The 670-nt window shown below is 47.3% G+C and carries 1 protein-coding gene; it reads left to right on the forward strand.

The window, feature by feature from the left end; genetic code table 11:
* The first annotated feature begins 96 nt into the window (after nt 1-96).
* Nucleotides 97-498 carry a hypothetical protein gene (locus I6F10_RS20030; protein WP_114488787.1) on the forward strand — a complete coding sequence of 134 codons (402 nt, stop codon included), beginning with the start codon at nt 97-99 and terminating at the stop codon, nt 496-498.
* Nucleotides 499-670 lie beyond the last annotated feature (172 nt).

The following is a 670-nucleotide window of genomic DNA, read 5'->3' on the forward strand; positions in this document are numbered from 1 at the left end:
AGATTGCGTTTTTGTCGAAACGTCCAACGGCGGGGAATTCACTATTAACGTGAATACCGGTCACATTAACCAATGCTGAACATTTAGGAGAAAACCATGCAAGCTATCCGCACCAAATATCACGGCCCTACCGATACTAAAGGTTCGCGTATCAGCGCGCAATGCGAAGCCGGACGCATTTATGTGTCCTATGACCACGCGCTTAATATTTACGGTAACCATAAAGCCGCATGCGATGCGCTGGTGAAGAAACTGGGTTGGGATGCCGACCATTACGACGATATGGTCGGTGGTGAATTCGACGGCGCACATTACTGGGTTTTCGACGATAAGCGTTTGAAAGCCATTGATGCATGGGTGCAATTTACGCGCAAGGGTACACCTACTGGCAACCCATGGTCAAAGCCTGAATTCCGCGCGCTTGTCGAATGCGTGGCACGTTCGCAAGGGTTCTATGGCACTGCATTGGATTTTGTTGATAAGCGCGACGGGGAATAATCCATGAATGATTATCTTGCAGCAATCCTAACCGGCCTTCTTTTTAGTTTGCCGCTTCTGGTTGATTTTATTTTGAGGGGTTGATTTTATTTTGAGGGGTTGATTATGAAAACATACGCATCACACGGCGGGACGCTTTACCCGCTTGCAAAAACATATGCCGATAATGAAA

Source organism: Pseudoalteromonas sp. SWYJZ98 (genome assembly GCF_015864495.1).
GTDB lineage: Bacteria > Pseudomonadota > Gammaproteobacteria > Enterobacterales > Alteromonadaceae > Pseudoalteromonas > Pseudoalteromonas distincta.